Source organism: Methanolacinia paynteri (genome assembly GCF_000784355.1).
Classification (GTDB): domain Archaea; phylum Halobacteriota; class Methanomicrobia; order Methanomicrobiales; family Methanomicrobiaceae; genus Methanolacinia; species Methanolacinia paynteri.
The window spans coordinates 1-330 of the sequence record NZ_AXDV01000091.1 but is presented as its reverse complement, the minus strand read 5'-3'; the positions used below and the strand labels follow the sequence as shown (position 1 = coordinate 330).

The window sequence follows — 330 nt, the reverse complement described above, 5'->3', positions numbered from 1 at the left end:
TCGTTCTCGCGGCTGCAATCCAGCCCAAGCCCGACGCGGAACCTGTCCGCCAGATGTTCGGTATCTCGAAGTCGCAGGACGGCTGGTATCTTGAGGCTCACCCGAAGCTCAACCCGTGCGGAACAACGACCGCAGGTATATTCCTCGCAGGTGTCTGCCAGGGTCCAAAGGACATTCCGGACACAGTAGCACAGGCCGAGGGAGCTGCATCGGCAGCTTCGATCCCGATCCACCAGGGCAAGGTTCAGCTCGAACCTTACTTCGCCCAGTGCATGGAGGACCTCTGTGCAGGATGCGGAATGTGTGTGCCCCAGTGCCCGTATGGCGCAC

At 60.9% G+C, this 330-nt stretch carries 1 protein-coding gene; it reads left to right on the top strand.

Annotated elements, in window-relative coordinates:
- A partial coding sequence (locus METPAY_RS01805) for a 4Fe-4S binding protein (RefSeq protein WP_048148624.1) occupies positions 1-330 on the top strand: 330 nt, incomplete at both ends.